Source organism: Ancylobacter terrae (genome assembly GCF_045108345.1).
In the GTDB taxonomy this organism is placed as follows: domain Bacteria; phylum Pseudomonadota; class Alphaproteobacteria; order Rhizobiales; family Xanthobacteraceae; genus Ancylobacter.
In genome coordinates this window covers 312809-339584 of the sequence record NZ_JBJGXH010000004.1, presented here as the reverse complement: position 1 = coordinate 339584, position 26776 = coordinate 312809, and the positions used below count along the sequence as shown (strand labels likewise).

23 protein-coding genes are annotated in these 26776 nt (G+C 68.7%); 5 read left to right on the top strand and 18 right to left on the bottom strand.

Translation table 11 applies throughout. The annotated features are described in order from the left end of the window. Nucleotide 1 precedes the first annotated feature (1 nt). From ACEUEL_RS20135 to ACEUEL_RS20095, 9 genes are all read right to left on the bottom strand, one after another. Entirely contained in the window at nucleotides 2-649 is a 648-nt protein-coding gene (locus ACEUEL_RS20135; RefSeq protein ID WP_405709319.1) for an NUDIX domain-containing protein, read from the bottom strand. After that, complete coding sequence (locus ACEUEL_RS20130; RefSeq protein ID WP_405709317.1) at nucleotides 646-2277, bottom strand: ABC transporter ATP-binding protein; 1632 nt, start codon at nucleotides 2275-2277, stop codon at nucleotides 646-648. Before ACEUEL_RS20130 ends, ACEUEL_RS20135 begins: the two co-directional genes overlap by 4 nt. Then, on the bottom strand, nucleotides 2270-2728 hold the full coding sequence (locus ACEUEL_RS20125; protein WP_405709314.1) for a type II toxin-antitoxin system VapC family toxin: 459 nt from the start codon (nucleotides 2726-2728) through the stop codon (nucleotides 2270-2272). The genes ACEUEL_RS20130 and ACEUEL_RS20125 overlap by 8 nt, the downstream gene beginning before the upstream one ends. After that, nucleotides 2725-3126, bottom strand: coding sequence for a hypothetical protein (locus tag ACEUEL_RS20120; RefSeq protein ID WP_405709311.1), 402 nt, complete (start codon nucleotides 3124-3126; stop codon nucleotides 2725-2727). Before ACEUEL_RS20120 ends, ACEUEL_RS20125 begins: the two co-directional genes overlap by 4 nt. Nucleotides 3127-3168: 42 nt before the next feature. Then, nucleotides 3169-4326 (bottom strand): ABC transporter permease, encoded by a 1158-nt coding sequence (locus ACEUEL_RS20115; RefSeq protein WP_405709309.1) that lies wholly within the window; start codon nucleotides 4324-4326, stop codon nucleotides 3169-3171. A 2-nt stretch (nucleotides 4327-4328) separates the two neighbouring features. Beyond that, entirely contained in the window at nucleotides 4329-5438 is a 1110-nt protein-coding gene (locus ACEUEL_RS20110; RefSeq protein ID WP_405709306.1) for a microcin C ABC transporter permease YejB, read from the bottom strand. 291 nt (nucleotides 5439-5729) lie between these two features. After that, nucleotides 5730-7601, bottom strand: a complete 1872-nt coding sequence (locus tag ACEUEL_RS20105; RefSeq protein ID WP_405709556.1) for an extracellular solute-binding protein — start codon at nucleotides 7599-7601, stop codon at nucleotides 5730-5732. A gap of 53 nt (nucleotides 7602-7654) precedes the next feature. After that, nucleotides 7655-9541: an extracellular solute-binding protein gene (locus ACEUEL_RS20100; protein WP_405709304.1), complete on the bottom strand. Its 1887-nt coding sequence runs from the start codon at nucleotides 9539-9541 to the stop codon at nucleotides 7655-7657. A 185-nt stretch (nucleotides 9542-9726) separates the two neighbouring features. Further along, nucleotides 9727-10359, bottom strand: a complete 633-nt coding sequence (locus ACEUEL_RS20095; RefSeq protein ID WP_405709301.1) for a c-type cytochrome — start codon at nucleotides 10357-10359, stop codon at nucleotides 9727-9729. A gap of 242 nt (nucleotides 10360-10601) precedes the next feature. Here ACEUEL_RS20095 and ACEUEL_RS20090 point away from each other — a divergent pair, with 242 nt between their 5' ends. Then, nucleotides 10602-11345: a 3-deoxy-manno-octulosonate cytidylyltransferase gene (locus ACEUEL_RS20090; RefSeq protein WP_405709299.1), complete on the top strand. Its 744-nt coding sequence runs from the start codon at nucleotides 10602-10604 to the stop codon at nucleotides 11343-11345. 26 nt (nucleotides 11346-11371) lie between these two features. Further along, nucleotides 11372-12229: a prephenate dehydratase gene (locus tag ACEUEL_RS20085; protein ID WP_405709297.1), complete on the top strand. Its 858-nt coding sequence runs from the start codon at nucleotides 11372-11374 to the stop codon at nucleotides 12227-12229. 716 nt (nucleotides 12230-12945) lie between these two features. Here the strand turns inward: ACEUEL_RS20085 and fabI are convergent. The 3 genes from fabI to fabA form a co-directional block, all read right to left on the bottom strand. Continuing rightward, a complete protein-coding gene (fabI, locus tag ACEUEL_RS20080; RefSeq protein WP_405709294.1) occupies nucleotides 12946-13785 on the bottom strand; it encodes an enoyl-ACP reductase FabI in 840 nt (279 codons plus the stop codon). 44 nt (nucleotides 13786-13829) lie between these two features. Further along, nucleotides 13830-15050 (bottom strand): beta-ketoacyl-ACP synthase I, encoded by a 1221-nt coding sequence (fabB, locus tag ACEUEL_RS20075; protein ID WP_405709291.1) that lies wholly within the window; start codon nucleotides 15048-15050, stop codon nucleotides 13830-13832. Between the two features lie 65 nt (nucleotides 15051-15115). Beyond that, nucleotides 15116-15640: a 3-hydroxyacyl-[acyl-carrier-protein] dehydratase FabA gene (gene fabA, locus ACEUEL_RS20070; RefSeq protein WP_405709288.1), complete on the bottom strand. Its 525-nt coding sequence runs from the start codon at nucleotides 15638-15640 to the stop codon at nucleotides 15116-15118. A gap of 358 nt (nucleotides 15641-15998) precedes the next feature. Here fabA and irrA point away from each other — a divergent pair, with 358 nt between their 5' ends. Then, the gene (gene irrA / locus ACEUEL_RS20065) at nucleotides 15999-16496 is read left to right on the top strand and encodes an iron response transcriptional regulator IrrA (protein ID WP_405709553.1); all 498 of its coding nucleotides are present in this window, start codon (nucleotides 15999-16001) and stop codon (nucleotides 16494-16496) included. Between the two features lie 112 nt (nucleotides 16497-16608). On the opposite strand, the gene ACEUEL_RS20060 is transcribed toward irrA, so the two are convergent. After that, nucleotides 16609-17130, bottom strand: a complete 522-nt coding sequence (locus ACEUEL_RS20060; RefSeq protein WP_405709285.1) for an SH3 domain-containing protein — start codon at nucleotides 17128-17130, stop codon at nucleotides 16609-16611. Between the two features lie 216 nt (nucleotides 17131-17346). Between ACEUEL_RS20060 and ACEUEL_RS20055 the strand changes: the two genes are divergently transcribed. Further along, on the top strand, nucleotides 17347-18348 hold the full coding sequence (locus ACEUEL_RS20055) for a 2-hydroxyacid dehydrogenase (RefSeq protein WP_405709282.1): 1002 nt from the start codon (nucleotides 17347-17349) through the stop codon (nucleotides 18346-18348). Nucleotides 18349-18523: 175 nt separating this feature from the next. Next, complete coding sequence (locus ACEUEL_RS20050) at nucleotides 18524-19714, top strand: patatin-like phospholipase family protein (RefSeq protein ID WP_405709279.1); 1191 nt, start codon at nucleotides 18524-18526, stop codon at nucleotides 19712-19714. Nucleotides 19715-19785: 71 nt separating this feature from the next. Here ACEUEL_RS20050 and ACEUEL_RS20045 read toward each other — a convergent pair whose 3' ends face one another. From ACEUEL_RS20045 to fdhF, 5 genes are all read right to left on the bottom strand, one after another. Continuing rightward, nucleotides 19786-20625 (bottom strand): HesA/MoeB/ThiF family protein, encoded by an 840-nt coding sequence (locus ACEUEL_RS20045; protein ID WP_405709277.1) that lies wholly within the window; start codon nucleotides 20623-20625, stop codon nucleotides 19786-19788. A gap of 103 nt (nucleotides 20626-20728) precedes the next feature. After that, nucleotides 20729-22558 carry a monovalent cation:proton antiporter-2 (CPA2) family protein gene (locus ACEUEL_RS20040; RefSeq protein WP_405709274.1) on the bottom strand — a complete coding sequence of 610 codons (1830 nt, stop codon included), beginning with the start codon at nucleotides 22556-22558 and terminating at the stop codon, nucleotides 20729-20731. 230 nt (nucleotides 22559-22788) lie between these two features. Continuing rightward, a complete protein-coding gene (locus ACEUEL_RS20035) occupies nucleotides 22789-23064 on the bottom strand; it encodes a formate dehydrogenase subunit delta (RefSeq protein WP_405709271.1) in 276 nt (91 codons plus the stop codon). Beyond that, entirely contained in the window at nucleotides 23054-23905 is an 852-nt protein-coding gene (gene fdhD, locus ACEUEL_RS20030; RefSeq protein WP_405709268.1) for a formate dehydrogenase accessory sulfurtransferase FdhD, read from the bottom strand. The genes ACEUEL_RS20035 and fdhD overlap by 11 nt, the downstream gene beginning before the upstream one ends. Before the next feature lie 12 nt (nucleotides 23906-23917). Next, complete coding sequence (gene fdhF, locus ACEUEL_RS20025) at nucleotides 23918-26773, bottom strand: formate dehydrogenase subunit alpha (RefSeq protein ID WP_405709265.1); 2856 nt, start codon at nucleotides 26771-26773, stop codon at nucleotides 23918-23920. Between the last annotated feature and the right edge of the window lie 3 nt (nucleotides 26774-26776).

Sequence of the window (26776 nt, the reverse complement as noted above, 5' to 3'; positions counted from 1 at the left end):
CTCAGCCGCCCGCACCAAAGGCTTCCGCCCGCGCCCGGTTCAGCGCGAACCATTGCAGCGCGATGATGAGGAAGCCGTTGCCGACCGCACCGCGCGCCAGCGCCGCGACCGCCTCCTCGATCCCGATCAGGAAGGGATGCGTCTCCTCGGTCTCCGCCGACGCGCCGCTGAGCGCCGGCACGCGCGTGGAATCGACGACGGCGAGGAAGAGTTCGGCATGCTCGTCGGTGACGCCGGGGGTGGGCATGAAGGCCATGAGCGGCATCAGCCGCACCGGCGCGACGCCGATCTCCTCGACGCATTCGCGATGGGCGGCCTGCGCCGCGCTCTCGCCCGCATCGATATGCCCGGCCACGGGCTCGACGATCTCGCCGCGGCCGGTGGCGAGATGAGCCGCCAGCCGGAACTGCCGGATCAGCACGAAGCAGCCGGCGACGGGATCATAGGGCAGCACCACCGCGACGTTCCCGACCCGCAATATGTCGCGCCGCTGGGCAAGGCCGCTGCCGCCCTCGCGGGCGAGTTCCAGCTCGAAGCGCTGATAAGGACGGAACCCGTCGCCAATGGGGGCGGGCTCGGACAGGGTGAGACGCGCCGGCCGATCGACGATGTCGCCGCGGGCGGCGCGATCCCTCTCGTCCCGGCTCATTGCGACACCACCCCGGCATGGGCCGTTTCCATGTCGAAGGCGGCGGCGAACAGGGCGCGGGTGTAGGCCTCGCGCGGGGCCTTGAAGATCTCCCGCGCCGCGCCGTCCTCCACCACCTTGCCCCGCCGCATGACCAGGATGCGCGAGGCCAGCGCCGAGACCACCCGCAGGTCATGGCTGATGAAGAGATAGGTGAGGTTGCGCCGGGCCTGAAGATCCCGCAGCAGGTCGACGATCTGCGCCTGCACGATCATGTCGAGCGCGCTGGTCGGTTCGTCCAGCACGATGAAGGAGGGCTCCAGCACGATGGCGCGGGCGATGGCGACGCGCTGGCGCTGGCCGCCGGAGAATTCGTGCGGGTAGCGGTGCCGGCTCGCCGGATCGAGCCCCACATCGGCCAGCGCCGCGACGGCGCGGGCGTCGCGCTCCGCGCCCGACAGCTGCGGCTGGTGCACGCGCAGCCCCTCGCCGATGATGTCGGCGACCGACATGCGCGGGGAGAGCGAGCCGAACGGATCCTGGAACACCACCTGCATCTCGCGCCGGTGCGGGCGCATCGCCTTGAAGCGCAGCCCGTCGATCGGCTGGCCCATGAAGACGATCGGCCCCTCGCTGGAGATGAGGCGCAGCAAGGCGAGGCCGAGCGTGGTCTTGCCCGAGCCGCTCTCGCCGACCACGCCGAGCGTCTCGCCGCGCCGGATGGCCACCGAGACGCCGTCCACCGCCTTCACATGGCCGACCGTGCGCCGGAGCACGCCGCGCCGGATCGGGAACCACACCTTGAGGTCCTGCGCCTCCATCACCACCGGCGCGTCGGGCCGGGCAGGCGGCGCCTCGCCGCGCGGCTGGGCGGCGAGGAGCTCGCGCGTATAGGGGTGCTGCGGCGCGCGGAACACGTCGGCCACCGTGCCCTGCTCGACGATCTTTCCCCGGCTCATCACGCAGACCCGGTCGGCGATCTTGCGCACGATGCCGAGGTCGTGGGTGATGAACAGCATGGTCATGCCGAGCCGGGCCTGCAGGTCCTTCAGCAGCTTCAGGATCTGCGCCTGCACGGTGACGTCGAGCGCGGTGGTGGGCTCGTCGGCGATCAGCAGCTTCGGCTCGTTGGCGAGCGCCATGGCGATCATCACGCGCTGGCGCTGGCCGCCGGAAAGCTGGTGCGGATAGGAGCCGAGCCGCGTCTCCGGCTCGGGGATGCCGACCTCGGTGAGCAGCTCGATCACCCGCGCGCGCGCCGCCGGCCCGCCGATGCCGCGATGGAGCGCGAGGATCTCGGCGATCTGGCTCTCCACCGTGTGCAGCGGGTTGAGCGAGGTCATCGGCTCCTGGAACACCATGGTGATGTCGTTGCCGCGTACCTTGCGGATCGCGCCCTCGTCCATGGCGAGCAGGTTTTCGCCGTTGAACAGGATGCGGCCCGAGGGGTGCGAGGCGGCCGGATAGGCGAGCAGCTTCAGGATCGACAGCGCGGTGACCGACTTGCCCGAGCCGCTCTCGCCGACGAGCGCCACCGTCTCGCCCGGCCGCACGTCGAACGAGACGCGATCGACCGCGATCGTGCTGCGCCCGCCCTGGGCGAAGGCGACGGAGAGGTCCTCGACGGAGAGGAGGGGGGAGTCAGTCACGGCTGTTTGTCCTCAGATCGTCGAGCGTGAAGGGGCCCAGCGGTATGCGCCTCATGCCGGCAGGCATGGCAAGCCGCTCGTCATTGCTCACGAAAAAGTTGCAGCCATAGTGTTGGGCGGTCGCGATGTGGATTGCGTCGGGCAGCTTGATCGAAGGCCGACGAGCTCGAACGGTTGCCGCTTCGACCAGCCGGTCCCGCGTCACCGGCGAGACCTCGAACAGCGGGTTCGGCGCGACGATTGATTGGTAGCTCTCCGCCAGCTTCTGGTCGCCGAGCTCCAGCGGCTTTACCAGTATTTCGGCAAGCGTGATCTCGCTCGTCACCGCCTCCACTTCCCGCTCTTCGATAGCATTAAGTAGCCACCAGGCGTGGTCGGAGCGTGCACCGACATTTTCGAACGCCGTGATGAAGACGTTGGCGTCGAGATAGATACGCGGCACCTCGCTCATCGCCGATCCCATTCCTCGCGCAGCGCGCGGATGTGATCGTCAATTTCTTCCGCCGATGCGAATCGTGAACGGCGCAAATGCTTGAAGCGGCTGAAATGGCCGCTGGAAGGCATTGAAGAATCGGGATTGGCCTCCGCAAGGATATAGTCTTGGAACTCTCGATCGGTCTTGCCGAGGTCATGCAGATGGCCGGCCGCCGCGTGAAGTTCCGCAAGAGTGTCGGCGGTCACGTCCCTGAAGCCGCGCCGGCGGGCCGCCGCGACGATGTCGCGCCAATAAGCTGCGGGAATAGAGCCGCGTCGTTTCCAAGCGGCCACCGCGGGATAGGAAACGCCGATATCGCGTCCGAGATCCGCGTCCGTGGGCCATAAGGTGAAGATTTCAGATACGTTATGCATAGACCGAATATGCGTCCTGTATCTGGATATGCAATACGCATGTCACCGGAAGGTCTTCCTTGGGTCGAAGGCGTCGCGGACGGCTTCGCCGATGAAGATCAGCAGGCTCAGCATGAGCGCGACGGTGAAGAAGCCGGTGATGCCGAGCCAGGGCGCCTGCACATTGGCCTTGCCCTGCGCCATCAGCTCGCCGAGCGAGGGCGAGCCGGGCGGCAGGCCGAAGCCGAGGAAGTCGAGCGCGGTCAGCGTCATCACCGAGGAGGAGACGATGAAGGGCAGCATGGTCAGCGTCGCCACCATGGCGTTGGGCAGCATGTGCCGCCACATGATCACGCCGTTGGAAACGCCGAGCGCGCGCGCCGCCTGCACATATTCGAGATTGCGGGCGCGCAGGAACTCGGCCCGCACCAGCCCGACCAGCGCCACCCAGGAGAACAGCAGCAATATGCCGAGCAGCACCCAGAAGCCCGGCACCAGCACGGAGGAGATGATCAGCAGCAGGTAGAGCGAGGGGATCGAGGTCCAGATCTCGATCAGCCGCTGCGCGATCAGGTCGACCCAGCCGCCGAAATAGCCCTGCGCCGCGCCGGCCGCGATGCCGATCACCGAGGACACCGCGGTGAGGATCAGCCCGAACAGCACGGAGATGCGGAAGCCGTAGATCAGCCGGGCCAGCACGTCGCGGCCCTGGTCGTCGGTGCCGAGCCAGTTCCATTCCAGCGCGCCGCACGGGTTGTTGCCCGTATAGCCCTTCTTCTCGGCGACGGGCTTGCACTGCGCCTCGGTGAGCAGCCAGGTCGGCGGCGAGGGCGCCGGCGTCGGCAGGTCGAGATTGTGAGTGTCGTAGCTGTAGCGGATCGGCGGCCACAGCATGAAGCCGCCCTTCTCGTCGATCAGCTTGCGCAGATAGGGGTCGCGGTAGTCGGCCGTGGTCTCGAAGTCGCCGCCGAAGGTGGTCTCGGGATAGTTCTTCAGCACCGGCACGTACCAGCCGCCGTCATAGCTGACGAGGAACGGCTTGTCGTTGGCGATGAACTCGGCGAACAGGCTGGTGACGAACAGGATCATGAAGATCCAGAAACTCCACCAGCCGCGCCGGTTGCGGCGGAAATTGGCGAGGCGGCGCTGGTTGAGCGGCGACAGGCGCGAGCGCGGAGCGGGCTCGGCGGCGGGCGGGGGGAGGGCGGTGGCGGCGTCCACGCTCACACCTCCCGGCTCTCGAAGTCGATGCGCGGATCGACCCAGGTGTAGGTGAGGTCGGAGATCAGGTTCACCAGCAGCCCGACCAGCGAGAACATGTAGAGCGTGCCGAACACCACGGGGTAGTCGCGGTTCAGCACGCTCTCGAAGCCGAGCAGGCCGAGCCCGTCGAGCGAGAAGATGGTCTCGATCAGCAGCGAGGAGCCGAAGAAGGCGCCGACGAAGGCGGCCGGGAAGCCGGCGACGATGATCAGCATGGCGTTGCGGAAGACGTGGCGGTAGAGCACCGCGCGCTCCGACAGGCCTTTCATCCGGGCGGTGACGACATATTGCTTGCCGATCTCGTCCATGAACGAGTTCTTGGTCAGCAGCGCCATGGTGGCGAAGGCGCCCAGCGCCATGGAGATGATCGGCAGCGTCAGGTGCCAGAAATAGTCGCCGATCTTGCCGATGAGCGAGAGCTGGTCCCAATTGTCGGAGGTGAGCCCGCGCAGCGGGAACCACGAGAAGAACGAGCCGCCGGCGAACAGCACGATCAGCAGGATGGCGAACAGGAAGCCGGGAATGGCGTTGCCGACGATGATCACCGCCGAGGTCCACACGTCGAAGCGCGAGCCGTCGCGCACCGCCTTGGCGATGCCGAGCGGGATCGAGATGGCGTAGGTGATCAGCGTCATCCACAGCCCGAGCGAGATGGAGACGGGCATCTTCTCGAGGATCAGGTCGACCACCGAGACGTCGCGGAAATAGGAGCGCCCGAAATCGAAGCGGGCATAGTTCCACAGCATCTGCAGGAAGCGCTCGTGCACCGGCTTGTCGAAGCCGAACTGCTTCTCCAGCTGCTTGATGAAGGCGGGATCGAGCCCCTGCGCGCCGCGGTATTTCGAGGCGGCGGGATCGCCCGCCTGCGCCCCGCCCTGCCGGGCGCCGCCGAAATCGCCGCCGCTGCCGGAGATGCGGGCGGTGGCATCGGTGCCCTCGCCGGTGATCTGCGCGATCACCCGCTCCACCGGGCCGCCGGGGGCGAACTGCACCACGGCGAACGAGACCAGCATGATGCCGATCAGGGTCGGCACCATCAGCGCGAGGCGGCGGACGATATAGGCGAGCATGCGGTTCGGGTTTCCCTCGCGGACGTCCCAAGGTGGCGGCGTGGTCCGGCGGCGTCAACTTACGGGATGGTAAGGTTGGCTCGAGTAGGCCGGCGACCATCCGCGTTCTCTGCCGTCATCCCCGGGCTTGTCCCGGGGATCCACGTCTTGGCTTCGGCGGGCCCCGCCGGAGGCGTGGATGGCCGGGACGAGCCCGGCCATGACGGGGGGCGTTCACGCCTCGTCCGCGGACGATCCCGGGTCGGCCTGCCGGCCGTCCGGGATGACGGGCGGCGGGCTGGAGGATGCCCCTCACGCCGGCTTCGCCCACCAGGTGGCGGGCATGCCGCGATCATAGGCCGGCGCCGGTTGGGCGGGCTTTCCGAACACGTCCCAATAAGCGAGCCGGTGCGCGCCGGAATACCATTGCGGCACCCAGTAGCGACCCGCGCGCAATTGCCGGTCGAGCACCTTGCACGCGGTGCGCAGCCTGTCGCGGCTGTCGGCGGCGATCACCGTCTCGACCAGCAGGTCGACCGCCGGGTCGGCGATGCCGGAGAGGTTGTTCGAGCCCGGCGTCGCCGCCGCGCGCGAGCCCATGAAGGCGCGCAGCGATTCGCCGGGCACGGTGGAAACCGAGAAGCGGCGCACCGTGGCGTCGAAATCGAAGTCGTTCAGCCGGCGCTGGTACTGCGCCGCGTCGACCATGCGGAAATTCGCCTCGATGCCGAGCAGCTTCAGGTTCTTGATGAAGGGCGCGGTGTGGCGCTCGAGGCTCGGCTCGTCGTCGAGGAACTCGATGGTCATGCCCTTGCCGGCACCGTCGACGAGGCGCCCGTCCCGAATGGTCCAGCCGGCCTCCTTCAGCAGTTGGGCGCCCTTGCGCAGCAGCGCCCGGTCCTGGCCCGAGCCGTCCGAGACCGGGGGCGACCACGGCGCGCCCTTCAGCACCTCGACCTGCTGCGGCGTGAGCCGACCCTTGAGCGTCTCGATCAGCGCCAGCTCGTCCGGGCCGGCGGCCCCTTCCGCCTTCAGGTCGGAGTTCTCGAAGAACGAGCTCGTGCGCCGGTAGAGGCCGAACATCAGGTTCCTGTTGGTCCACTCGAAATCGAAGGCGTAGGACAGCGCCTCGCGCACGCGCGGGTCGGCGAATTGCGGGCGGCGGGTGTTGAGGAACCAGCCCTGCGCGCCCGAGGGCGTGGCGTCGGGCGTTTCCGCCTGCTTCACGCGGCCGTCTTTCAGCGCGGGGAAGTCGTAGCCGGTCGCCCAGGTGCGCGAGGTGAACTCCTCGCGGAACAGATAGGCGCGGGCCTTGAACGCCTCGAACGCCACGTCGCGGTCGCGGAAATATTCGTAGCGCAGCACGTCGAAATTGTTGATGCCGACATTCACCGGCAGGTCGCGGCCCCAATAGTCGGCCACGCGCTCATAGGCGATGAAGCGGCCCACCTCGAACTTGCCGATCCGGTACGGCCCCGAGCCGAGCGGGGGATCGAGCGTCGATTCGTCGAAGTTTCGGGTGCTGTAATAGGCCTTCGAGAAGATCGGCAGCTGCGCGGCGTAGAGCGGCACGTCGCGGGCGCGGGAGGCGGCGAAGCGCAGGATGAGCGTGCCAATATCCTCCGCTGTGGCGGATTCGAGGTCGCGCAGGTTCTGCACGATGATCGGGTGGCCCTTCTCCTTGAGCAGGTTCAGCGAGAAGGCGGCGTCCTCGGCGGTGAGCGCCGAGCCGTCGTGGAAGCGCGCTTCGGGGCGCAGGCGGAAGCGGTAGGTGGTACCATCCGGCGAGACGGCGACGGACTGCGCCACGAGGCCGTACACCGCGTCCGGCTCGTCATCGGCGCGGGCCATCAGCGAATCGAAGATGAGGGCGAGGCCCTGCGCGCCGTCGCCCTTCAGGATGTAGCCGTTCAGCGTGTTGAAGGTGTTGAAGGACTGGTTGTAGGCGACGGTCGGCCCGACCTGCGAGAAGGTGCCACCCTTGGGCGCGGTGGGCTCGACATAGTCGAAACGGGCGAAGTCGGCCGGGTATTTCAGGTCGCCGAAGGCGGAGAGGCCGTGGCGCTCGGCGGTGGGGTCGAGAGTGGAGGCGGGGACCGCCGCCACCGGGGTTGGCGCATCCTGAGCGTGCAGTTGCCGGCCGGCGAGGGGAGCGAGCGCCGCACCCGCCGCGACGGCGAGCATGTGACGGCGGGATATGGCGCCGCCGGGCGCGCCCTGGAGCGGCGGGAGCGCCTTCACTTCGCGCCCCCGGTCGCCTTGGCCTTGGCCTCGTCCCACCACCAGATGTCGGGGAAGGCGAAGGAATATGCGGGCAGCTTCTCGGGGCGGCCGAAGCGGTTCCAGCGCGCGGTGCGGGTGAAGCCGTAATTCCAGCTCGGAATGACATAGTCATGCGCCAGCAGCACCCGGTCGAGCGCGTGGGTGGCGGCGACGAGTTCGGCGCGGTCCTTCGCGTAGATCACCTTCTCGATCAGCGCGTCGATGCCGGGATCCTTGATGCCGGCGTAGTTGCCCGACCCCTCGCGGTCGGCCGCCTCCGTGCTCCAGAAGTCGCGCTGCTCGTTGCCCGGCGAGAGCGACTGGCCCCAGCCGGAGATGATCATGTCGAAATCGCGGGCGCGCAGGCGGTTGATGTATTGCGAGGTATCCACCACGCGGATGTTCACGGTCATGCCCAGCCGCTCCAGCGTCGGCTTGTAGAACAGCGCGACGCGTTCGAACGCCGGGTTCGCGAGCAGGATCTCGAAGGTGAAGGGCTCGCCCCTGGCGTTCAGCAGCTTGCCGTTCTTCACCTCGTAGCCGGCCTCCTTCAGCAGCTTCGCCGCCTCGCGCAGATTGGCGCGGCGCACGTCCTCGCCGCCCTCGGGCGGGTTGGCGTAAGGCGTGGTGAAGACGCTGTCCGGGATCTTGTCCTTCACGCTTTCGAGGATCGCGAGCTCGGCGCCCTGCGGCAGGCCGGAGGAGGCGAGTTCGGTGTTCTGGAAGTAGCTCGAGGTGCGCTTGTACTGGCCGAAGAACAGGGTTCGGTTCATGCCGTCGAAGTCGAGCGCATAGTTCAGCGCCCGGCGCACCCGCTGGTCCTGGAATTTCTCGCGACGCAGATTGGGAATGAAGGCCTGCATCGAGCCGGAGGCGCGGTTGGGGAATTCCTCGATGATGACCTTGCCGGCCTTCACGGCGGGAAAATCATACGCCGTCGCCCAGTTCTTGGCGGAGGTCTCGATGCGGAAATCGAACTGGTCGCCCTTGAAGGCCTCGAGCTCGACTGTGTCGTCGCGGAAATACTCGTAGCGCTGCTCGGCGAAATTATTGGTGCCGATGTTCACCGGCAGGTCCTTGCCCCAATAGTCCGGCACGCGCTCGAACGCGATCGAGCGGCCGGGCACCACCTTCGCCACCTTGTAGGGGCCGGAGCCGAGCGGCACTTCCAGCGTGGTCTGGCTCACGTCGCGCGGCTTGCCGCTGGCGTCGGTGCCGGTCCACCAGTGCTTCGGCATCACCTTGAGCTGGCCGACGATCTGCGGCAGCTCGCGATTGCCGGCCTGGTCGAAGGTGAAGGTCACCTCGCGCTCGCCGCTCGCCTCGGCCTTGGTGACATGGCTGTAATAGTAGCCGAGCCGGGGGTTGTTCTTGGTCTGCGTCTCGAAGGACCACACCACGTCCTCGGCGGTCACCGGCCGGCCGTCATGCCACTTCGCCTCGGGGCGCAGCCGGAAGGTGACGGAGGAGAAGTCGGCCGGATAGCGTACCGCTTCCGCGAGCAGCCCGTATTCGCTGGACGGCTCGTCGGACGAGGAGGCCATCAGGTTGTCGTAGATGAGCGACAGCCCGGCGGCGGGCGTGCCGCGGGTGATGGTGTCGTTCAGCGAATCGAAGGTGCCGTCGACCGAGAGCCGCACCAGCCCGCCCTTGGGCGCGTCCGGGTTCACATAGTCGAACCGCTTGAAGTCGGCCGGGTATTTCAAGTCGCCCAGCAGCGAGAGCCCGTGCCGCCAGTCGCCGGCAGCGGTCGTTGCGGCGGCGGGGGCCGGCGCCTCCTGTGCTCGCGCGGCGGCGCCCAGCAGCAGGAGGCCGGCTAGGACGAGCCCGGAGGCGGCGGAACGGGCGCGGAAACGGGTCATCAGGGGCAATCCTCCGGGCAGACACCAGGCATGCGGCTACCGGAGCCGCCATCGTGCAATATGCAGCGTGACCTTCGGGAAATAATAAGGCCGGGGCGCAGATGCGCCGCCGGCCTGACGTGATCGTGAAAAATAAAGCGCGCGGCCCGCACGGTGGCGGCGGGACGCGCGGGAGCCGGTGACGCTCAGGGCGTCGCGGGCGCCGGTGCCGGGGCGCTGCCGGCCGGCTCGCCGGAGGCGGGCGCCGGGGTGGCCGGAGCGGGCGCGGCGGCCGGCGCATCGGCCGCCGGCAGCGGCTGCGGGCTGTGCGAGAGCGAGTTGAGATAGACCAGCAGGTCGGCGCGCTCGGTTTCCTTGGCGATGCCGGCGAAGCCCATCGCCGTGCCGGGAATGTCGGCCTTGGGGTTCTTGATGAAGTCGGAGAGGTCCTGGAAGGTCCAGGTGCCGCCATGGCCCTTCATCGCCGCCGAATAGGCGAAGCCCTCGGCGCTGGCCACCGGGCGGCCGACGATGCCGTAGAGATCGGGGCCGACCTTGGCGCCCGCGCCTTCGACGAAGTTGTGGCAGGCCGCGCACTTCTTGGCCACCGCCGCGCCGCGTTCGGCGTTGGCCGCGCCGAGCAGCTGGGCGATCGGCACGTCGGCCGGGGCGGCCGCCTGCGCCGCGCCGCCGCCGCTCTCGACGACGGCGATCTCGAAGCCGGGCTTTTCGGGCGCGTGCTGGGAGAACAGGATGTCGGCGAAGACGTTCAGACCCAGCGTGAAGGTCAGCACGCCCAGTACGCCACCGGCGATCTTGTTCAGCTCGAAGCTGTCCATCGAAATTCGGCTCCCTCGTCCCCGAACGCCGGGGCTCCCGGCGCCCCCCGTCCCGCGCAATGCATGCTAGCAGCGCCGCTGCGGCCCCGCCAACGGGGGCGCGCCACGGCCCTGTGATCGCGCGGGAACTAAACATTTTGACGGGTGGCGCGCAACCCGTATATGCCGGCCGCGGTTGCTACGTTTCGCCACCCGTCCGGGCGGCGGCGGGGAGCCCGGAAGCCGTTCAGAAGTCACCCGAAATGTCCCTGCCGCCCACGCTCGTCCTGATCCCGGCCCGCATGGCCTCCACCCGCCTGCCGGGCAAGCCGCTGGCCGATGTCGGCGGCCGGCCCATGATCGTCGAGGTAGCGCGGCGTTCCGTCGCGGCAGCAATCGGCCGCGTCGTGGTGGCGACCGACGACGCCCGCGTCCACGACGCCGTGCGCGCCGCGGGTTACGAGGCGGTGATGACCCGCGCCGACCATGCCTCCGGCTCCGACCGCATCTTCGAGGCGCTGGAGCGGCTGGACCCGGCCGGCGCGGTCGCGCGCATCGTCAATGTGCAGGGCGACCTGCCCACGATCGATCCGGCGCTGATCCGCGCCGCCGTGGCGCTGCTCGACGACCCCGCCGTCGACATCGGCACGCTCGCCGCCGAGATCGTGAACGCGGAAGAGCGCACCAACCCGAACGTGGTGAAGGCGGTGGGCAGCCCGATCGCCCCCGCCCGCCAGCGCGCGCTTTATTTCACCCGCGCCACCGCGCCCTCGGGCGAGGGGCCGCACTACCATCACATCGGGCTCTATGCCTATCGCCGCGCGGCGCTGGAGCGCTTCGTCGCGCTGCCGCCCTCGCCGCTGGAGACCCGCGAGCGGCTGGAGCAGCTGCGCGCGCTCGAGGCCGGCATGCGCATCGACGTCGCCATCGTCGATACGGTGCCGCTCGGCGTCGATACGCCCGCCGATCTCGTCAGGGCGCGGGCGCTGCTCGCCGCCGAAGGCTGAAGGCCGATACCGAAGGAACGCTTGAGATGAGCCTGCGCCGTACCATCGTCTTCCAGGGCGAGCCGGGGGCCAATTCCCACATCGCCTGCCGCGAGGCCTATCCCGACCATGTGCCGGTGCCCTGCGCCACCTTCGAGGATGCCTTCGCGGCGCTCCAGAACGGCGAGGCCGATCTCGGCATGATCCCGATCGAGAACTCGGTCGCCGGCCGAGTCGCCGACATCCACCACCTGATGCCGACCTCCGGGCTCAACATCATCGCCGAGTTCTTCCTGCCGCTCAGCCACCAGCTGATGGCCACGCCCGGCGCCAGCCTCGCCACGGTGAAGAGCGCGCAGAGCCACGTGATGGCGCTCGGCCAGTGCCGCAACATCATCCGCAAGCTGGGGCTGACCGCGGTGGTCGGCGCCGACACCGCCGGCTCGGCCCGCGAGATCGCGGAAGCCGCCGATCCCGCCCGTGCCGCCATCGCCTCCCGCCTCGCCGCGGAGATCTACGGGCTCGACATCCTCGCCGAGAACATCGAGGACGAGGCGCACAACACCACCCGCTTCATCGTGCTGTCGCGCGAGGCGGACTGGGCGCCGTCCGGCAACGGCCCCACCGTGACAACCTTCGTGTTCCGGGTGCGCAACGTGCCGGCCGCGCTCTACAAGGGTCTCGGCGGCTTCGCGACGAACGGCGTGAACATGACCAAGCTGGAATCCTACCAGCTCGACGGCGAGTTCTTCGCGACGCAGTTCTACGCCGATGTCGAGGGCCACCCCGACGACCGCCCGCTGGCGCTGGCGCTGGAGGAACTCGCCTTCTTCTCCAAGGAGCTGCGCATCCTCGGCGTCTACCCGGCGCACGCCTACCGGCTGGCGCTCTCGGCGAAGGGGTGAGTGGCGTCACCGGTCTGGCAAGCGACACTCAAGGGCGATGTTAGCTGAGCTTCCGTAAACTGGGTGTGGGAGTTGCAGTCCACATCCAGAGGTGGGAGGCTTACGTTAGCAGCAGTACCGTGACCGGCATGTCGCGATTCGCCTGAAAGACAATGACCATGTCATTTCATTATCCTCCCGCGTTTTGCCCCAAGCACGGCTTGTTTGAATTCAGGGCCGTACCGATTTTTCCCGGACTGACGTTGTCTGTTTCTTCGTCTTCCACGAGTTGTCCGCGTTGTGGAATTCAGAGCGAAATCATACCTGGGACATACAATGCGGATGATGACCGCCTTAATGTATTAATAGACTACTCGATCTCACCGGGGGGTTGAGGGCGATCCAATTGTTGGTCGGGCAGCTTCAGAGCGGTGAGATCACTCCTGATGTTGCTAAGGCGCAAATCGAAAAGATTGCACCAAAAGCTGGGCGACTGTTTGATATTGCAAACTGGTCGGACCAGGCCAAAGCAACCCTCTATGCTGCAATAATCGGAGCCGTTGCTGTAATTACAGCTGCTAGAGTCAGCCAATCCTCTTCCACTTCCGTCACCGTTCAGCCTGTTATTGAACGTTTGGTCGAGTGCGATAGACGCAGCCTTATGTCGTCCAGCGGACTTACGTCGGGCATCCCTTTGCCGCTGCCCCGGCCAAGCGATATCCCTCCCGAGCGGCGCCCTACTTCCCCGCCGGTTCGCCGGTGAGCTTTTCCTCGGCGTCTTCCATGATCTTCAGCGCGTCCGGGTGCGGCATCGACAGGATGTTGTAGCCGGAATCGACGAAGTGGATCTCGCCGGTGACGCCGCTGGAGAGGTCCGAGAGCAGATAGAGGCCGGCCCCGCCGACCTCTTCCGTCGAGACGGTGCGGCGCAGCGGCGCGTGGCGCTTCTGGAAGTTGAACATGAGGCGCGCATCGGCGATGCCGGCACCCGCCAGCGTGCGCACCGGGCCGGCGGAGATGGCGTTCACGCGGATGCCCTGCGGGCCGTAATCGGCGGCGAGATAGCGCACGCTCGCCTCCAGCGCCGCCTTGGCGACGCCCATCACGTTGTAGTTCGGCATTACCCGGGTCGAGCCGCCATAGGTCAGCGTCAGCAGCGAGCCGCCATTCGGCATCAGCGCGGCGGCGCGCTTGGCGATCTCGGTGAAGGAGAAGCAGGAGATCACCATGGTGCGGGTGAAGTTCGCCCTCGATGTGTCGGCGTAGCGGCCCTTCAGCTCGTTCTTGTCGGAGAAACCGATGGCGTGCACGACGAAGTCGAGGCTGCCCCAGGCCTTGCCGAGTTCGGCGAACAGCGCGTCGACCGAGCCGATGTCCTCGACGTCGCAGGGCAGCATGAGGTCGCTGCCGACGCTCTGCGCCAGCGGCTTCACCCGCCGCCCGAGCGCCTCGCCCTGATAGGTGAAGGCGAGCTGCGCCCCCTGCGCCGCCAGCACGCGGGCGATGCCCCAGGCGATGGAGTGATCGTTCGCGACGCCCATGATGAGCCCGCGCTTGCCCTGCATGAGGCCCTGCATGGGATATTCCTTGCGGTGAGAGGCGCCGCGCGGGACCGGGAGGGTCAGGCGTCGACGTTCTTGAAGATCAGCGTGGCGTTGGTGCCGCCGAAGCCGAAGCCGTTGGAGAGCACGTGGCCCAGCGTGACATTGTCGATGCGCTCGCGCGCGATCGGCATGTCGGCGAAGGCCGGGTCGATCTCGTCGATATGGGCGCTGGCGGCGACGAAGCCGTTCTGCATCATCAGGATCGAGTAGATCGCCTCGTGCACGCCGGTGGCGCCCTGCGAATGGCCGGTCAGCGCCTTGGTCGCCGAGATCGGCGGGCACTTGTCACCGAACACCGCGCGGATCGCCTCGATCTCCTTGAGATCGCCGATCGGCGTCGAGGTGGCGTGCGGGTTGATGTAGTCGATCGGCGCCTTCACCTGCGATAGCGCCAGCTTCATCGCCCGCTCGGCACCCTCGCCGGAGGGGGCGACCATGTCGGCGCCGTCCGAGGAGGCGCCGTAGCCGGCGACCTCGGCATAGATGCGCGCGCCGCGGGCCTTCGCGTGCTCCAGCTCCTCGAGCACCAGCACGCCGGCGCCGCCGGAGATGACGAAGCCGTCGCGGTTCTTGTCATAGGGGCGGGAGGCGACGGCGGGGCGGTCGTTATAGTCCGAGGACATGGCGCCCATGGCGTCGAACAGGCAGGACAGCGTCCAGTCGAGATCCTCGCAGCCGCCGGCGAACATGATGTCCTGCTTGCCCCACTGGATCTGCTCGGCGGCGTTGCCGATGCAGATGTTGGTGGTGGCGCAGGCGGCCGAGATCGAATAGCTCGGGCCCTTGATCTTGAACCAGGTGGACAGCGTCGCCGAGGCGGTCGAGCCCATCGCCTTCGGCACCGCGAACGGGCCGACGCGCTTGGGGCTCTCGTTCTTGCGGGTGATGTCGGCGGCCTCGACGATGGTGCGGGTGGAGGAGCCGCCCGAGCCCATCACCATGCCGGTGCGCTCATGGCTGACCTCGCCGGCCTCGAGCCCGGCATCGCGGATCGCCTGGTCCATCGCGACGTGGTTCCAGGCGGTGCCGCCGCCGTGGAAGCGCATGGCGCGACGGTCGACGATCGCGCTCGCATCGAGCTGCGGGGCGCCGTGGACCTGGCTGCGGAAGCCGAGCTTCACATAGTCCTCGGCCCGCGAGATGCCGCTCTTCGATTCGCGCAGCGAGGCGAGCACCTCCTGCGTGGAGTTGCCGATGGACGAGACGATGCCCATTCCGGTGACGACGACGCGGCGCATGAAATTCCTTTCTCCCCGTCGGGACGCGTTCGACCGACCGGCGCGCGGCGTCCGCGCGCCCGCCATCAGCCGGCCGGGGCGGTCTCCGCCCGGAACAGCCCGACCTTCAGGTCGCTCGCCCGATATATGATCTCGCCATCGGCTTCCAGCCAGCCATCGGCGATGCCGAGCACGAGCTTGGAGCGCATCACCCGCTTGAAGTCGATGCCGTAGACCACCTTCTTCACGCTCGGCAGCACCTGGCCCGAGAACTTGATCTCACCGGCGCCGAGCGCCCGGCCGCGCCCCGGCGAGCCGAGCCAGCCGAGATGGAAGCCGACCAGCTGCCACAGCGCATCGAGCCCGAGGCAGCCCGGCATGACGGGATCGCCGATGAAGTGGCAGGCGAAGAACCAGAGGTCCGGCTTGATGTCGAGCTCGGCGCGCACATGGCCCTTGCCGTTCGGCCCGCCATCTTCCGAAATCTCGGTGATGCGGTCGAACATCAGCATGGGCGGCGCGGGAAGCTGCGCGTTGCCTGCTCCGAAAAGCTCCCCCCGCCCACATGCGAGGAGGTCCTCATAGCTGAAGCTCGTCTGCCGTTCCGCCATAATACCGGTATCACCATGCTGCCTGACAGGGCGCCCCGGTCCGTCCCGCGGCGCCGCGACCGTCGCCGATCGTTGCCGCTTCCTAACACAGCACCCCCGGCGCTTAAAGCCGTCCGGCGCGTCTGCGTCCCGCCGCCGCGCCGGAGCTTCCCCTCCGGCGGGTCCGGCTTGCCCGGAGGGGGCCGCTCCGGCTAGAATGGCCGGGAATTCGCGGTGCGATGGGCGATGGCCTTCCGCGCCGGCGTGTATTATATGGAATGACGACGTCGGCGCGGCCTGTCCGCCCGAGACGCGTCGTTGCCGTCTGCTTCTCCGGGTCACTGAGATGAGCGAAACCGTTCGGACCGTACATATGGCCATGCCCCGCGTGGTGGCCGATGACGACGATATTGCCCTGCCGGTCGCGCGGCTGCGCGATCCCGCGGGGGCAACCCGGACGGGCTGCCCGTTCCACGACGTGCGCCACATGCTGCGCGACGTCGGCCTGCGCCCCACCCGCCAGCGCCTCGCGCTGGGCTGGCTGCTCTTCGCCAAGGGCGACCGCCACGTCTCGGCGGAAATCCTGCACGAGGAGGCGATCAAGGCGCGCTTCCCGGTGTCGCTGGCGACCGTCTACAACACGCTGCACCAGTTCACCGAAGCCGGCCTCCTGCGCGAGCTCGCGATCGACGGCTCCAAGACCTATTTCGACACCAACCCCTCCGATCACCACCACTTCTTCCTCGAGGGGGAGAACAACCTCCTGGACATCCCGAGCGCCGAGGTCGAGGTGGAGCGCATCCCGCAGCCGCCGGAAGGCTACGAGGTGGCGCGGATCGACGTGGTGGTGCGCCTGCGTCCCAAGACCCGGGCCTGAGCCGGGTTTCCCGCTCCCGGCCGATGCGGGCGGGGCCGGCAAGCGGAACCGATGACGGAAGGGCCGGTCGATGGACCGGCCTTTGTCGTCTGGAGGCCGGCCCGAGGGGCCGCTACTCGACCTTCTCGTTGGGATAGACCCCCCACAGCTTCACCTGCTCGATGAAGCCGTCGAAGCCGTCGCCGGAAAAGCGGCACCAGTTGCCGTCGCAATCCTTCACCGTGCCCAGCACGCCCGGCTCGACGCGCGCGCGCAGCGCCGATTCGGCATCGGCCTTGGCGTGCAGGGCGACGGGGCCGTCCTTGATCCAGGGCCCGACCACGGCGGTGCGCCGGCCGGACAGCATGGAGTGGTAGACCCATCCCTCGGCGCCCTCGGAATCCCGGATACGGCGCCATTTCTCGAATTCGGCGGTGATCTCGACCGGCAGCCCGGCGCGGGTGAACACCCAGGCGACGTCGTGGTCGCGGGTCGGTCCCTGCCGGACATTCACCTTGTCGGCCTTGAGGCTCACGAAGCGCGGCACCGGCAGCCCGCTGTCGCTGCCGACCGCGCCGGTATCGGCCCCCGCCGGCCGTCCGCCCGCCAGCAGGGCCGCCGCCAGCAGCAGCACCGCGGTGGCGCGTCCTGCCATTTTCCGAAATTGCCAAGGCCGCATCGTCTCGTCACCATCCATCGGTCCGCACGGCTCGCGAAAGGACCCGCCTCGCGCGGCGGCGTCAAGCCATGACGCAACCGCCTTTCGGACTTTTGTGTTTCGCGAATCCGTCTGCTAGGAACGAGCCATTCCGTCGCCCGCCGAGTGTCGGCTGAGAGCGTTAACGGGACCTTGATCGGCACGGGGAAAGAGATGGCCCGCAAGAAGCCGCTGGTGGTGGTCACGCGCAAGCTGCCCGACAAGATCGAGACGCGCATGCGCGAATTGTTCGATGCGCGGCTCAATGTCGAGGACAAGCCGCTGACCCACGCCCAACTCGTCGAGGCCATCGCCGGCGCCGACGTGCTGGTGCCGACCGTGACCGACCGCATCGATTCGGCGGTTTTGTCGCAGGCGGGACCGAACCTGAAGCTGATCGCCAATTTCGGCAACGGCGTCGATCACATCGACGTGGCGACGGCGACCCAGCGCGGCATCACCGTCACCAACACGCCGGGCGTCCTCACCGAGGACACCGCCGACATGACCATGGCGCTGCTGCTCGCCGTGCCGCGCCGCCTCACCGAGGGCGCGGCGCTGCTCACCAACGAGGGCGGCGAGTGGCCCGGCTGGTCGCCGACCTGGATGCTCGGCCACCGCATCTGGGGCCGCCGGCTCGGCATCATCGGCATGGGCCGCATCGGCCAGGCGGTGGCGCGGCGCGCCAAGGCCTTCGGCCTGCAGATCCACTACCACAACCGCCGCCCGCTGCCCCCGCGCATCGAGGAGGAGCTCGAGGCCACCTACTGGGACAGCCTCGACCAGATGCTGGCGCGGATGGACATCCTCTCGGTCAACTGCCCGCATACGCCGGCAACCTATCACCTGCTCTCGGCCCGCCGGCTCAAGCTGGTGCGGCCGGACGCCTATATCGTCAACACCGCGCGCGGCGAGGTGATCGACGAGAACGCGCTCGCCCGGATGATCGAGGCCGGCGAGATCGCCGGCGCCGGGCTCGACGTGTTCGAACAGGAGCCGGCGGTGAGCCCGAAGCTGCTCAAGCTCGCCAAGCAGGGCAAGGTGGTGCTGCTGCCGCATATGGGCTCGGCCACCGTCGAGGCCCGCATCGACATGGGCGAGAAGGTCATCGTCAACATCAAGACCTTCATGGACGGCCATCGCCCGCCGGACCGCGTGCTGCCCTCGATGCTGTGAGGGCGCGCCTGCCGTTCCGGCAGGCGTTAGCCGATCGTCAAGGATGCCTCGAGGCCGGCCGACACTGTGGCCGCGCCGCCACAGCGGCGCTCCGGGCTTTGCGCTAGCGTGCGGGCATCGTGGTCCGGCGGCCCAGCCGGATCCGCCGCTCCAGGCCCGCCGCGAGTGCCGCCCGATGGCTCAGTTCCTTCCGACCTGTTCGCGCCGCCTGCTGCGCCTTGCCGGCGCGCTCCTCGTCGGCGCCGCGCTCGCCGCCTGCGCCGGCAGCATGCCGCGCACGCCCTACACCCAGAACGATTCGACGCTGGGTGCGCCGATGGGCATTCCCGACGTGCGGATCTGGGCGGATGGCTCGCTCGCCGAACTCGCCCCGGTGCTGGCGCGCTTCCGGGCCGAACGGGCCAAGGTGCATTTCGACCACTATTCGATCCTCGCCATTTCCGGCGGCGGTTCCGACGGCGCCTATGGCGCGGGGCTGCTGAACGGCTGGAGCACGACCGGCAAGCGGCCGGAATTCTCCGTCGTCACCGGCGTGTCCACCGGCGCGCTGACCTCGCCCTTCGCCTTTCTCGGCCCGGCCTATGACGCGAAGCTGAAGGACGTCTACACCACCACCGACACCAACGACATTCTGGGCGGCGCGCCCGTGCTCGGCCTCGTCAGCGGCGACGGCGCCTTCAACACCGGCCCGCTGCAGCAGATGGTCGCGAAATATTGCGACGCGCAGATGCTGGCGGAGATCGCCGCCCAGCACCGCGCCGGCCGCCGGCTGTTCGTGCTGACTACCGATCTCGACGCCCAGCGTCCGGTGATGTGGGACATGGGCGCCATCGCCAACAGCGGCAATCCCCGCGCGCTCGACCTGTTCCGCCGGGTGCTGGTCGCCTCGGCCAGCATCCCGGTCGCGTTCCAGCCGATGATGATCGAGGTCATCCGCGACAATTTCAGCTTCAAGGAAATGCATGTCGATGGCGGCACCACCATGCAGGTGCTGACCGTGCCGACCAAGATCGCCGCCGTCGGCGGCGGCGAGGTCGCCAAGGCGAAGACGCGCAGCTTCTACGTGCTGCTGAACAAGAAGTTCGAGCCGTCCTTCGACGTCACCAAGGCGAGCACCTTCGCCATCGCCGCGCGCTCCTTCGACACGCTGATGAAGAGCGCCACCTTCGGCACCGTCTACGACACCTACACCTATGCCATGCGCTACAAGTACAAGTTCCAGCTCGGCTTCATCCCCTCCAGCTTCGCGCTGAAGAGCAAGAGCCCGTTCGACAAGCCCTACATGAACGCGCTGTTCCAGGTCGGCTACGAGGCGGGCCTGCGCGGGGGCGACTGGTACGACATACCTCCGGGCCTCGAGCGCTGAGGCGGCTGCCGGCCTCACCCGGCCGCGGGTGAACGCACCATCGGCGGCGCGCCGACCGTCCGCCGCCGGCTCTATCGCGCGTGATGCGACAGATCGGTGATGCTCGGCTCGGTGCCGGTCAGCGGGTTGTCCGGGTCCCAGCCATAGCTCAGCGTCTCGAACCGCATGGCGCGGGCGTCGATCATCAGCAGGCGCCCGACCAGCCCTTCGCCGAAGCGGACGATCTCGCGGATCGCCTCCAGCGCGACGAGCGAGCCCGCGACACCGGCGAGGGCGCCGAGGATGCCCGCTTCCGCGCAGGCCGGCACCGTGCCGGGCGGCGGCGGTTCCGGGAACAGGCAGCGATAGGTCGGGTTCGGCGTGCCGTCGGGGGCGCGCTCATGCGCGCGGATGGTGGTCACGGTGGCGTCGAAGCGGCCCAGCGCGGCGGTCACCAGCGGGCGCTTCGCCAGCACGCAGGCATCCGCCACGAGGTAGCGGGTGGCGAAATTGTCCGAGCCGTCGATGACCACATCCGCACTTGCGACGAGGTCGAGCGCATTGGCCGCATCGATCCGCGCATCGACGCCGGTCACCTCGACATGGGCATTGAGCGCCGCGATCGCCTCCGCCGCGCTCGCCGTCTTCGGCCGGCCGATGGCGGCGGTGGTGTGGATCACCTGGCGCTGGAGATTGGACAGCGAGACCGTGTCGTCGTCGACGATGGTGAGGCGGCCGACGCCGGCGGCGGCGAGGTAGAGCAGCGCCGGCGCGCCGAGCCCGCCCGCCCCGACCACCAGCACATGCGCGCGCTTCAGCTTCTGCTGGCCGGGGCCGCCGACCTCGCTCAGCACGATGTGGCGGGCATAGCGCTCGATCTCGTCTGCGGAGAAGGCGGGCGCCGCCGGGCGGCTGGTCGTGTCGGTGCTCATCGAACGTCCTTCGCGGCAACGGGCGCGGCGCGCCCGGCGGAGCGGCGGGAAATACCTCGTCCAGATGGCGTGCGGCACGCCCGCGCGAAAGGGGTGGGCCGGCTCACGAGGAGAACTCCGTCTCGTGGTTCAGCACGTCCTCGGCTTCCGGGTTGAGCGGGCGGGCGGTCTTGGCGGGCGCGGTGAGCGGCTCGGGGGCGAGCCGTCCCGGAACCGCGTCGATGCCCTCCACCTCCTGCCGCAGCAGGCGGTCGAGGTCGCGCGCGCGCACATGGTCGACGACGTCTCGGGCGCGCTCCGCCTCGTAGCCGAGCGCCCGCAGCGAGGCGCCGCCGAAGGTGAGCGCCGATTCCAGCGTCTCGCGGATCTGGTAGTCGACACCCTTGGCGCGCAGCGATAGCGCGTGGATGCGGTCATAGGCCCGCACATGCAGGCGCGCGCCGGGAATGTTCGCCCGCACCATGTCGACGATGCGGTCGGCATTCTCGCGCTGGTCGACGCAGATCGCGATCAGCCGCACGCGTTCCGCCCCCGCCGCGCGCAGCACGTCGAGCCGGGTGCCGTCGCCGTAATAGATGCGGAAGCCGAAGCGGGCGGCGTTCTGGATCATCTCGACGTCATTGTCGATGATGGTCACCTCGAAGCCTTCCGCCAGCAGGCATTGCGAGACGATCTGGCCGAAGCGGCCGAAGCCCACCACCAGCACGGCGCCGTGGGCGTCGGAGAAATCGTCGGGCGCGCGAAGCTCGGGCGGCGGATCGCGGCGGCGGGCGAGACGTTCGGCGACGATGGAGACCGGCGGGCCGAGCAGCATGGTCATGGCCGCGCAGGCCGCCAGCATGTCCGCCTGCCGTGTCGAGATGAGGCCGAGCGAGAGCGCGATCGGGAACAGCACGAAGGAGAATTCGCCCGCCGAGGTGAGCACGGAGGCGGAGCGGACCGCATCCGCCGGGCTGTCGGACGAGGCGCGGAACACACCCCAGATGGTCACCGCCTTGACCAGCGTGACGAGCAGCGTGCCGGCGATGAGCCGCGGCGCGTCGCCCAGGACGACGCCGACGTCGATCGACATGCCGACGCCCATGAAGAACAGCGCCAGCAGCAGGCCGCGAAAGGCGTCGACATTGGCCTCGAGCTCGTGGCGGAAGCTCGATTCGGACAGCAGCAGGCCGGCGAGGAAGGCGCCGAGCGCCATCGACATGCCCACCGCCGCCATCAGCGCGCCGGCGCCGAGCACGACCAGCAGCGCCGCCGCCGTCATCGCCTCCGGCGCGCCGCTGCGGGCGAGCGCCTGGAACAGCGGGGTGAGCAGGTAGCGCCCGGCGCCGACCACGACGGCCACCGCCGCCAGCACCAGCGCCACATGGCCGAGCGCGGCAAGCAGGGATTCGTTCTCGTGCATGCCGGGCGCCAGCAGCGGCATCAGCGCGATCAGCGGCACCACCGCCATGTCCTGGAACAGCAGCACCGCGAAGGAGCGCTGGCCGTAAGGCTGGGCGAGCCCGTTGCGCTCGTTCAGCAGCTGCAGCGCGATCGAGGTCGCCGACAAAGCGAGCGCGAGGCCCGCGACCAACGCGGCCCGCCAGTCGAAGCCGGCGCCGCCGAAGCGGACCAGAATGGCGATGGCGAGGCCCGAGAGCAGAAGCTGCGCCGTGCCGAGGCCGAAAATGGCGCGGCGCAGCGCGAACAGCCGCGAGAGCTGCAGCTCCAGCCCGATGACGAACAGCAGCAGCACCACGCCGATCTCGGCGACGGTGAGGATGCGCTCGGGTTGGTGGAAGACGGCGATGCCGGACGGGCCGATCGCCACGCCGGCGAGCAGATAGCCGACGATCGGCGAGAGGCCGAGCCGCCGGCTGACCGGCGCCGCGATGACGGCGGCGACCAGGAACACCAGCGCGCCGATCAGGAATCCGTTCTCGTCGCCGTGCATGCGGACGCTCCGACACCACGAACCCCGCCGGGCCGTCAGGACCGGCCGGGTTACGCGCGCATCCCCGGAAGGGCCCGGCCGCACAAGCGCGGCGGGGTCGGGGAACTATAGCGGGCGGAGATGAAAGATCGACATGGCGGAACGATGGTCCGCGTGTCCCGCGGGGCCGTGGCCGTGCGTTCGTGGCAAACCGGGCGGGGTCGTGGCCGCCCGGGCGCCGGCCGGGCCGCTCAGTGGTGCTCGAGCGTCGGGTGGGCGACCGGGATATCGGCGCGCGAGACCGGCGGCAGCGTCTTCAGCGCCTCCAGCACGATGGGATCGAGGCCGGCGCCGCCTTCGGCGATGTGGTCCTCCATCTGCGCCCGCATGCGCGGATCCCAGAAGTCCCGGATGTGCTTGGCGATCCCGGGCATGGCATGGCCGCGCGGCTGCGAGACGAAGAACTTGCCGATCTGGTTCGCCATGTAGACGAGCTTGTTCATCGTGGCGTGGGGATCATGCGACATCGGAAACGCTCTCCTGCCGACCGGTCCCGGTGGCGATGCGGTGCGGGTGGGTGAAGACTTCGAAGCCGTCGTCGCGGGCGATGGCGACGAGGGTGAGGCCGGCCGCCTCGGCGGTGCGGACGGCGAGCGCGGTGGGCGCCGAGACCGCGACGATCACCGAGGCGCCGGCGACGGCGGCCTTCTGGACCATTTCGATCGAGACGCGGCTGGTGAGCAGCACCAGCCCCTGCGCCGCATCCTCGCCGCGGCGGGCGAGATGGCCGACCAGCTTGTCGAGCGCATTGTGGCGGCCGACATCCTCCCGCACGGCGAGGAGGCCGCCTTCGGGGCGCCAGAAGGCCGCGGCATGGACGGCGCGCGTCTCGTGGTTGAGCGCCTGCGCCGGGCGCAGGGCGGCGATGGCGTGTTCGATGTCCGCGGTGGCGAAGACGCGGCCCTCGCCGACCAGCCGGGCCGGCTTCACCGCGAGGTCGAGGCTCTCGACGCCGCACAGGCCGCAGCCGGTGGGGCCGGCGATCTGGCGCCGCCGCGCCACCATCGCCCCCGCCCGCGCCTCGTCGAGCCACATGCGGATCTCGATGCCGGAGTCGAATTCCAGCACCTCCAGCGCCTTGACGTCGTCGGGGCTGCCGATCACGCCCTCGGTCAGGCTGAAGCCGACGCCGAAATCCTCGAAATCGGCCGGCGTCGCCATCATCACCGCATAGGTCGAGCCGTTATGGACCAGCGCGACCGGCGTTTCCTCGGGAATCGTCCGCTCGCCACGGCGCACCGCCCCCCTGGCGCAGGCAAGGCGCGTGACGCGCCGCGCCTGCGGTATGTCGGGGAGCCGCGTGTCCATGGCGCCGGGCCTTCACTCCGCCGCTTCGGCGATGCGACGGCTCTGGCGGGAGAAGGCGTCGTATTCCTCCTGCCACTGGCTCGGACCGTTGGAGCGCGAGATCTGCACCGCGGTGACCTTGAACTCGGGGCAGTTGGTCGCCCAGTCCGAGAAGTCCGTGGTGACGACGTTCGCCTGCGTGCCCGGGTGGTGGAAGGTGGTGTAGACGACGCCCGGCGCCACGCGGTCGGTGATGTCCGCGCGCAGCGTGGTCGAGCCGGCGCGGCTGTCGATCCGCACCCAGTCGCCGTCGCGCACGCCGCGCTGCTCGGCATCGTGCGGGTGGATCTCGAGGAGATCCTCCGGGTGCCAGGCGACATTGGCGGTGCGGCGGGTCTGCGCGCCGACATTGTAGTGGCTGAGGATGCGGCCGGTGGTCAGCAGCAGCGGGAAGCGCCCGCCGGTGCGCTCGTCGGTCGCCACATATTCGGTGACGACGAACTTGCCCTTGCCGCGCGCGAAGCCGTTGATGTGCATGATCGGCACACCCTCGGGGTTCTTGTCGTTGCAGGGCCACTGCACCGAGCCGAGCTCGTCGAGCCGCTTGAACGACACGCCCGCGAAGGTCGGGGTGAGCGCGGCGATCTCGTCCATGATCTGCGAGGGGTGGGTGTAGTTCCAGTCGAGCCCGATGGCGCGGGCGAGCAGCTGAGTGACCTCCCAGTCGCCATAGCCGTTCTTCGGGCTCATCACCTTGCGCACGAGCTGGATGCGGCGCTCGGCATTGGTGAAGGTGCCGTCCTTCTCGAGGAAGGTGCAGCCGGGCAGGAACACCGTCGCATAGTTGGCGGTCTCGTTCAGGAACAGGTCCTGCACGATGACCAGCTCCATCGCCGCGAGGCCGGCCGAGACGTGCTTGGTGTCCGGGTCGGACTGGAGGATGTCCTCGCCCTGGATGTAGATCGCCTTGAAGGTGCCGTCGACGGCGGCGTCCAGCATGTTGGGGATGCGCAGGCCCGGCTCAGCGTCGAGCGGACGGCCCCACATCGCCTCGAAGGTGGCGCGGGTGGCGTCGTCGGAGATGTGGCGGTAGCCCGGCAGCTCATGGGGGAACGAGCCCATGTCGCACGAGCCCTGCACGTTGTTCTGGCCGCGCAACGGGTTCACGCCGACGCCGCGGCGGCCGATATTGCCGGTCGCCATGGCGAGGTTGGCGATCGCCATGACGGTCGTCGAGCCCTGCGAGTGCTCGGTGACGCCGAGGCCGTAATAGATCGCCGCATTGCCGCCGGTGGCATAGAGGCGGGCGGCGCCGCGGATCAGCTCGGCCGGCACGCCGGAGATCTTCTCGACCTCCTCCGGCGAATGGCGCTTGTCGGCGACGAACTCGGCCCAGTCCTGGAACTCGTCCCAGTCGCAGTACTGGCGGACATACTCCTCGTTCACCAGACCCTCGGTCACCACGACATGGGCCAGCGCCGTGACGATGGCGACGTTGGTGCCGGGCTGCAGCGGCAGGTGGAAATCCGCCGTGATGTGCGGCGAGCGCACGAGATCGATGCGGCGCGGATCGACCACGATGAGCTTGGCGCCCTGGCGCAGCCGCTTCTTCATGCGCGAGCCGAACACCGGGTGGCCGTCGGTCGGGTTGGCGCCGATGACGAGGATGACGTCGCTGTCCTCGACCGAATCGAAGTCCTGCGTGCCCGCCGAGGTGCCGAAGGCCTGGTTGAGGCCGTAGCCGGTCGGCGAGTGGCAGACGCGGGCGCAGGTGTCGACATTGTTGGTGCCGAAGCCGGCGCGGATGATCTTCTGGACGAGATAGGCTTCCTCGTTGGTGCAGCGCGAGGAGGTGATGCCGCCGACCGCGCGGCGGCCATAGGTGTCTTGGATGCGCTTCAGCTCGGAGGCGGTGTGGGAGATCGCCTCCTCCCACGAGACCTCGCGCCACGGCTCATGGATCGAGCCGCGGATCATCGGGTTGAGGATGCGGTCCTGATGGGTGGCGTAGCCCCAGGCGAAGCGACCCTTGACGCAGGAATGGCCGCGATTGGCCTTGCCGTCCTTCCACGGCACCATGCGCACGACTTCCTCGCCGCGCATCTCGGCCTTGAAGGTGCAGCCGACGCCGCAATAGGCGCAGGTGGTGACGACCGAATGCTCGGGCGTGCCGATCTCGATCAGCTTCTTCTCGGAGAGCGTCGCGGTCGGGCAGGCCTGCACGCAGGCGCCGCAGGAGACGCATTCGGAGGTGAGGAAGGCTTCCGACTGGCCGGGCGAGACGCGGCTGTCGAAGCCGCGGCCGGAAATGGTCAGCGCGAAGGTGCCCTGCACTTCCTCGCAGGCGCGCACGCAGCGATTGCAGACGATGCACTTGCCGGGGTCATAGGTGAAATAGGGGTTGGATTCGTCCTTGGGCAGGGTGAGTTCGGAGGCCGGCGCGAAGTGGTTCGCGCCCTCCATGCCGTAGCGCACCTCGCGCAGGCCGACCGCGCCCGCCATGTCCTGCAGCTCGCAATCGCCGTTCGCCGCGCAGGTGAGGCAGTCGAGCGGGTGATCGGAGATGTAGAGCTCCATCACGCCCTTGCGCAGCTGCGCGAGGCGCTGGGTCTGGGTGTGCACCTTCATGCCCGGTCCCACCGGCGTGGTGCAGGAGGCGGGCGTGCCCGGCCGGCCCTCGATCTCGACGAGGCAGAGGCGGCAGGAGCCGAACGCGTCCAGCATGTCGGTGGCGCAGAGCTTGGGGATCTGCGTCCCCATCTCCATCGCCGCGCGCATGATGGACGTGCCTTCGGCGACGGTGATCTCGACGCCGTCGATGGTCAGCGTGACCGTCTTGTCGGTCTTCGGGGCAGGCGTTCCGTAATCGATCTCGTGCACGAGGGACATGGC

Bases quoted from the DNA above. Each gene is read 5' to 3' on its own strand.
- ACEUEL_RS20100 (WP_405709304.1), bottom strand. From the start codon at position 9,541: ATGACCCGTTTCCGCGCCCGTTCCGCCGCCTCCGGGCTCGTCCTAGCC.
- ACEUEL_RS20040 (WP_405709274.1), bottom strand. From the start codon at position 22,558: ATGCACGGCGACGAGAACGGATTCCTGATCGGCGCGCTGGTGTTCCTG.
- fdhF (WP_405709265.1), bottom strand. From the start codon at position 26,773: ATGTCCCTCGTGCACGAGATCGATTACGGAACGCCTGCCCCGAAGACC.
- ACEUEL_RS20085 (WP_405709297.1), top strand. From the start codon at position 11,372: ATGAGCCTGCGCCGTACCATCGTCTTCCAGGGCGAGCCGGGGGCCAAT.
- ACEUEL_RS20060 (WP_405709285.1), bottom strand. From the start codon at position 17,130: ATGGCAGGACGCGCCACCGCGGTGCTGCTGCTGGCGGCGGCCCTGCTG.
- ACEUEL_RS20055 (WP_405709282.1), top strand. From the start codon at position 17,347: ATGGCCCGCAAGAAGCCGCTGGTGGTGGTCACGCGCAAGCTGCCCGAC.
- ACEUEL_RS20090 (WP_405709299.1), top strand. From the start codon at position 10,602: ATGTCCCTGCCGCCCACGCTCGTCCTGATCCCGGCCCGCATGGCCTCC.
- ACEUEL_RS20120 (WP_405709311.1), bottom strand. From the start codon at position 3,126: ATGCATAACGTATCTGAAATCTTCACCTTATGGCCCACGGACGCGGAT.
- ACEUEL_RS20125 (WP_405709314.1), bottom strand. From the start codon at position 2,728: ATGAGCGAGGTGCCGCGTATCTATCTCGACGCCAACGTCTTCATCACG.
- ACEUEL_RS20035 (WP_405709271.1), bottom strand. From the start codon at position 23,064: ATGTCGCATGATCCCCACGCCACGATGAACAAGCTCGTCTACATGGCG.
- ACEUEL_RS20045 (WP_405709277.1), bottom strand. From the start codon at position 20,625: ATGAGCACCGACACGACCAGCCGCCCGGCGGCGCCCGCCTTCTCCGCA.
- ACEUEL_RS20050 (WP_405709279.1), top strand. From the start codon at position 18,524: ATGGCTCAGTTCCTTCCGACCTGTTCGCGCCGCCTGCTGCGCCTTGCC.
- fdhD (WP_405709268.1), bottom strand. From the start codon at position 23,905: ATGGACACGCGGCTCCCCGACATACCGCAGGCGCGGCGCGTCACGCGC.
- fabB (WP_405709291.1), bottom strand. From the start codon at position 15,050: ATGCGCCGCGTCGTCGTCACCGGAATGGGCATCGTCTCGTCCATCGGC.
- irrA (WP_405709553.1), top strand. From the start codon at position 15,999: ATGCCCCGCGTGGTGGCCGATGACGACGATATTGCCCTGCCGGTCGCG.
- ACEUEL_RS20105 (WP_405709556.1), bottom strand. From the start codon at position 7,601: ATGCTCGCCGTCGCGGCGGGTGCGGCGCTCGCTCCCCTCGCCGGCCGG.
- fabA (WP_405709288.1), bottom strand. From the start codon at position 15,640: ATGGCGGAACGGCAGACGAGCTTCAGCTATGAGGACCTCCTCGCATGT.
- ACEUEL_RS20110 (WP_405709306.1), bottom strand. From the start codon at position 5,438: ATGCTCGCCTATATCGTCCGCCGCCTCGCGCTGATGGTGCCGACCCTG.
- fabI (WP_405709294.1), bottom strand. From the start codon at position 13,785: ATGCAGGGCCTCATGCAGGGCAAGCGCGGGCTCATCATGGGCGTCGCG.
- ACEUEL_RS20135 (WP_405709319.1), bottom strand. From the start codon at position 649: ATGAGCCGGGACGAGAGGGATCGCGCCGCCCGCGGCGACATCGTCGAT.
- ACEUEL_RS20095 (WP_405709301.1), bottom strand. From the start codon at position 10,359: ATGGACAGCTTCGAGCTGAACAAGATCGCCGGTGGCGTACTGGGCGTG.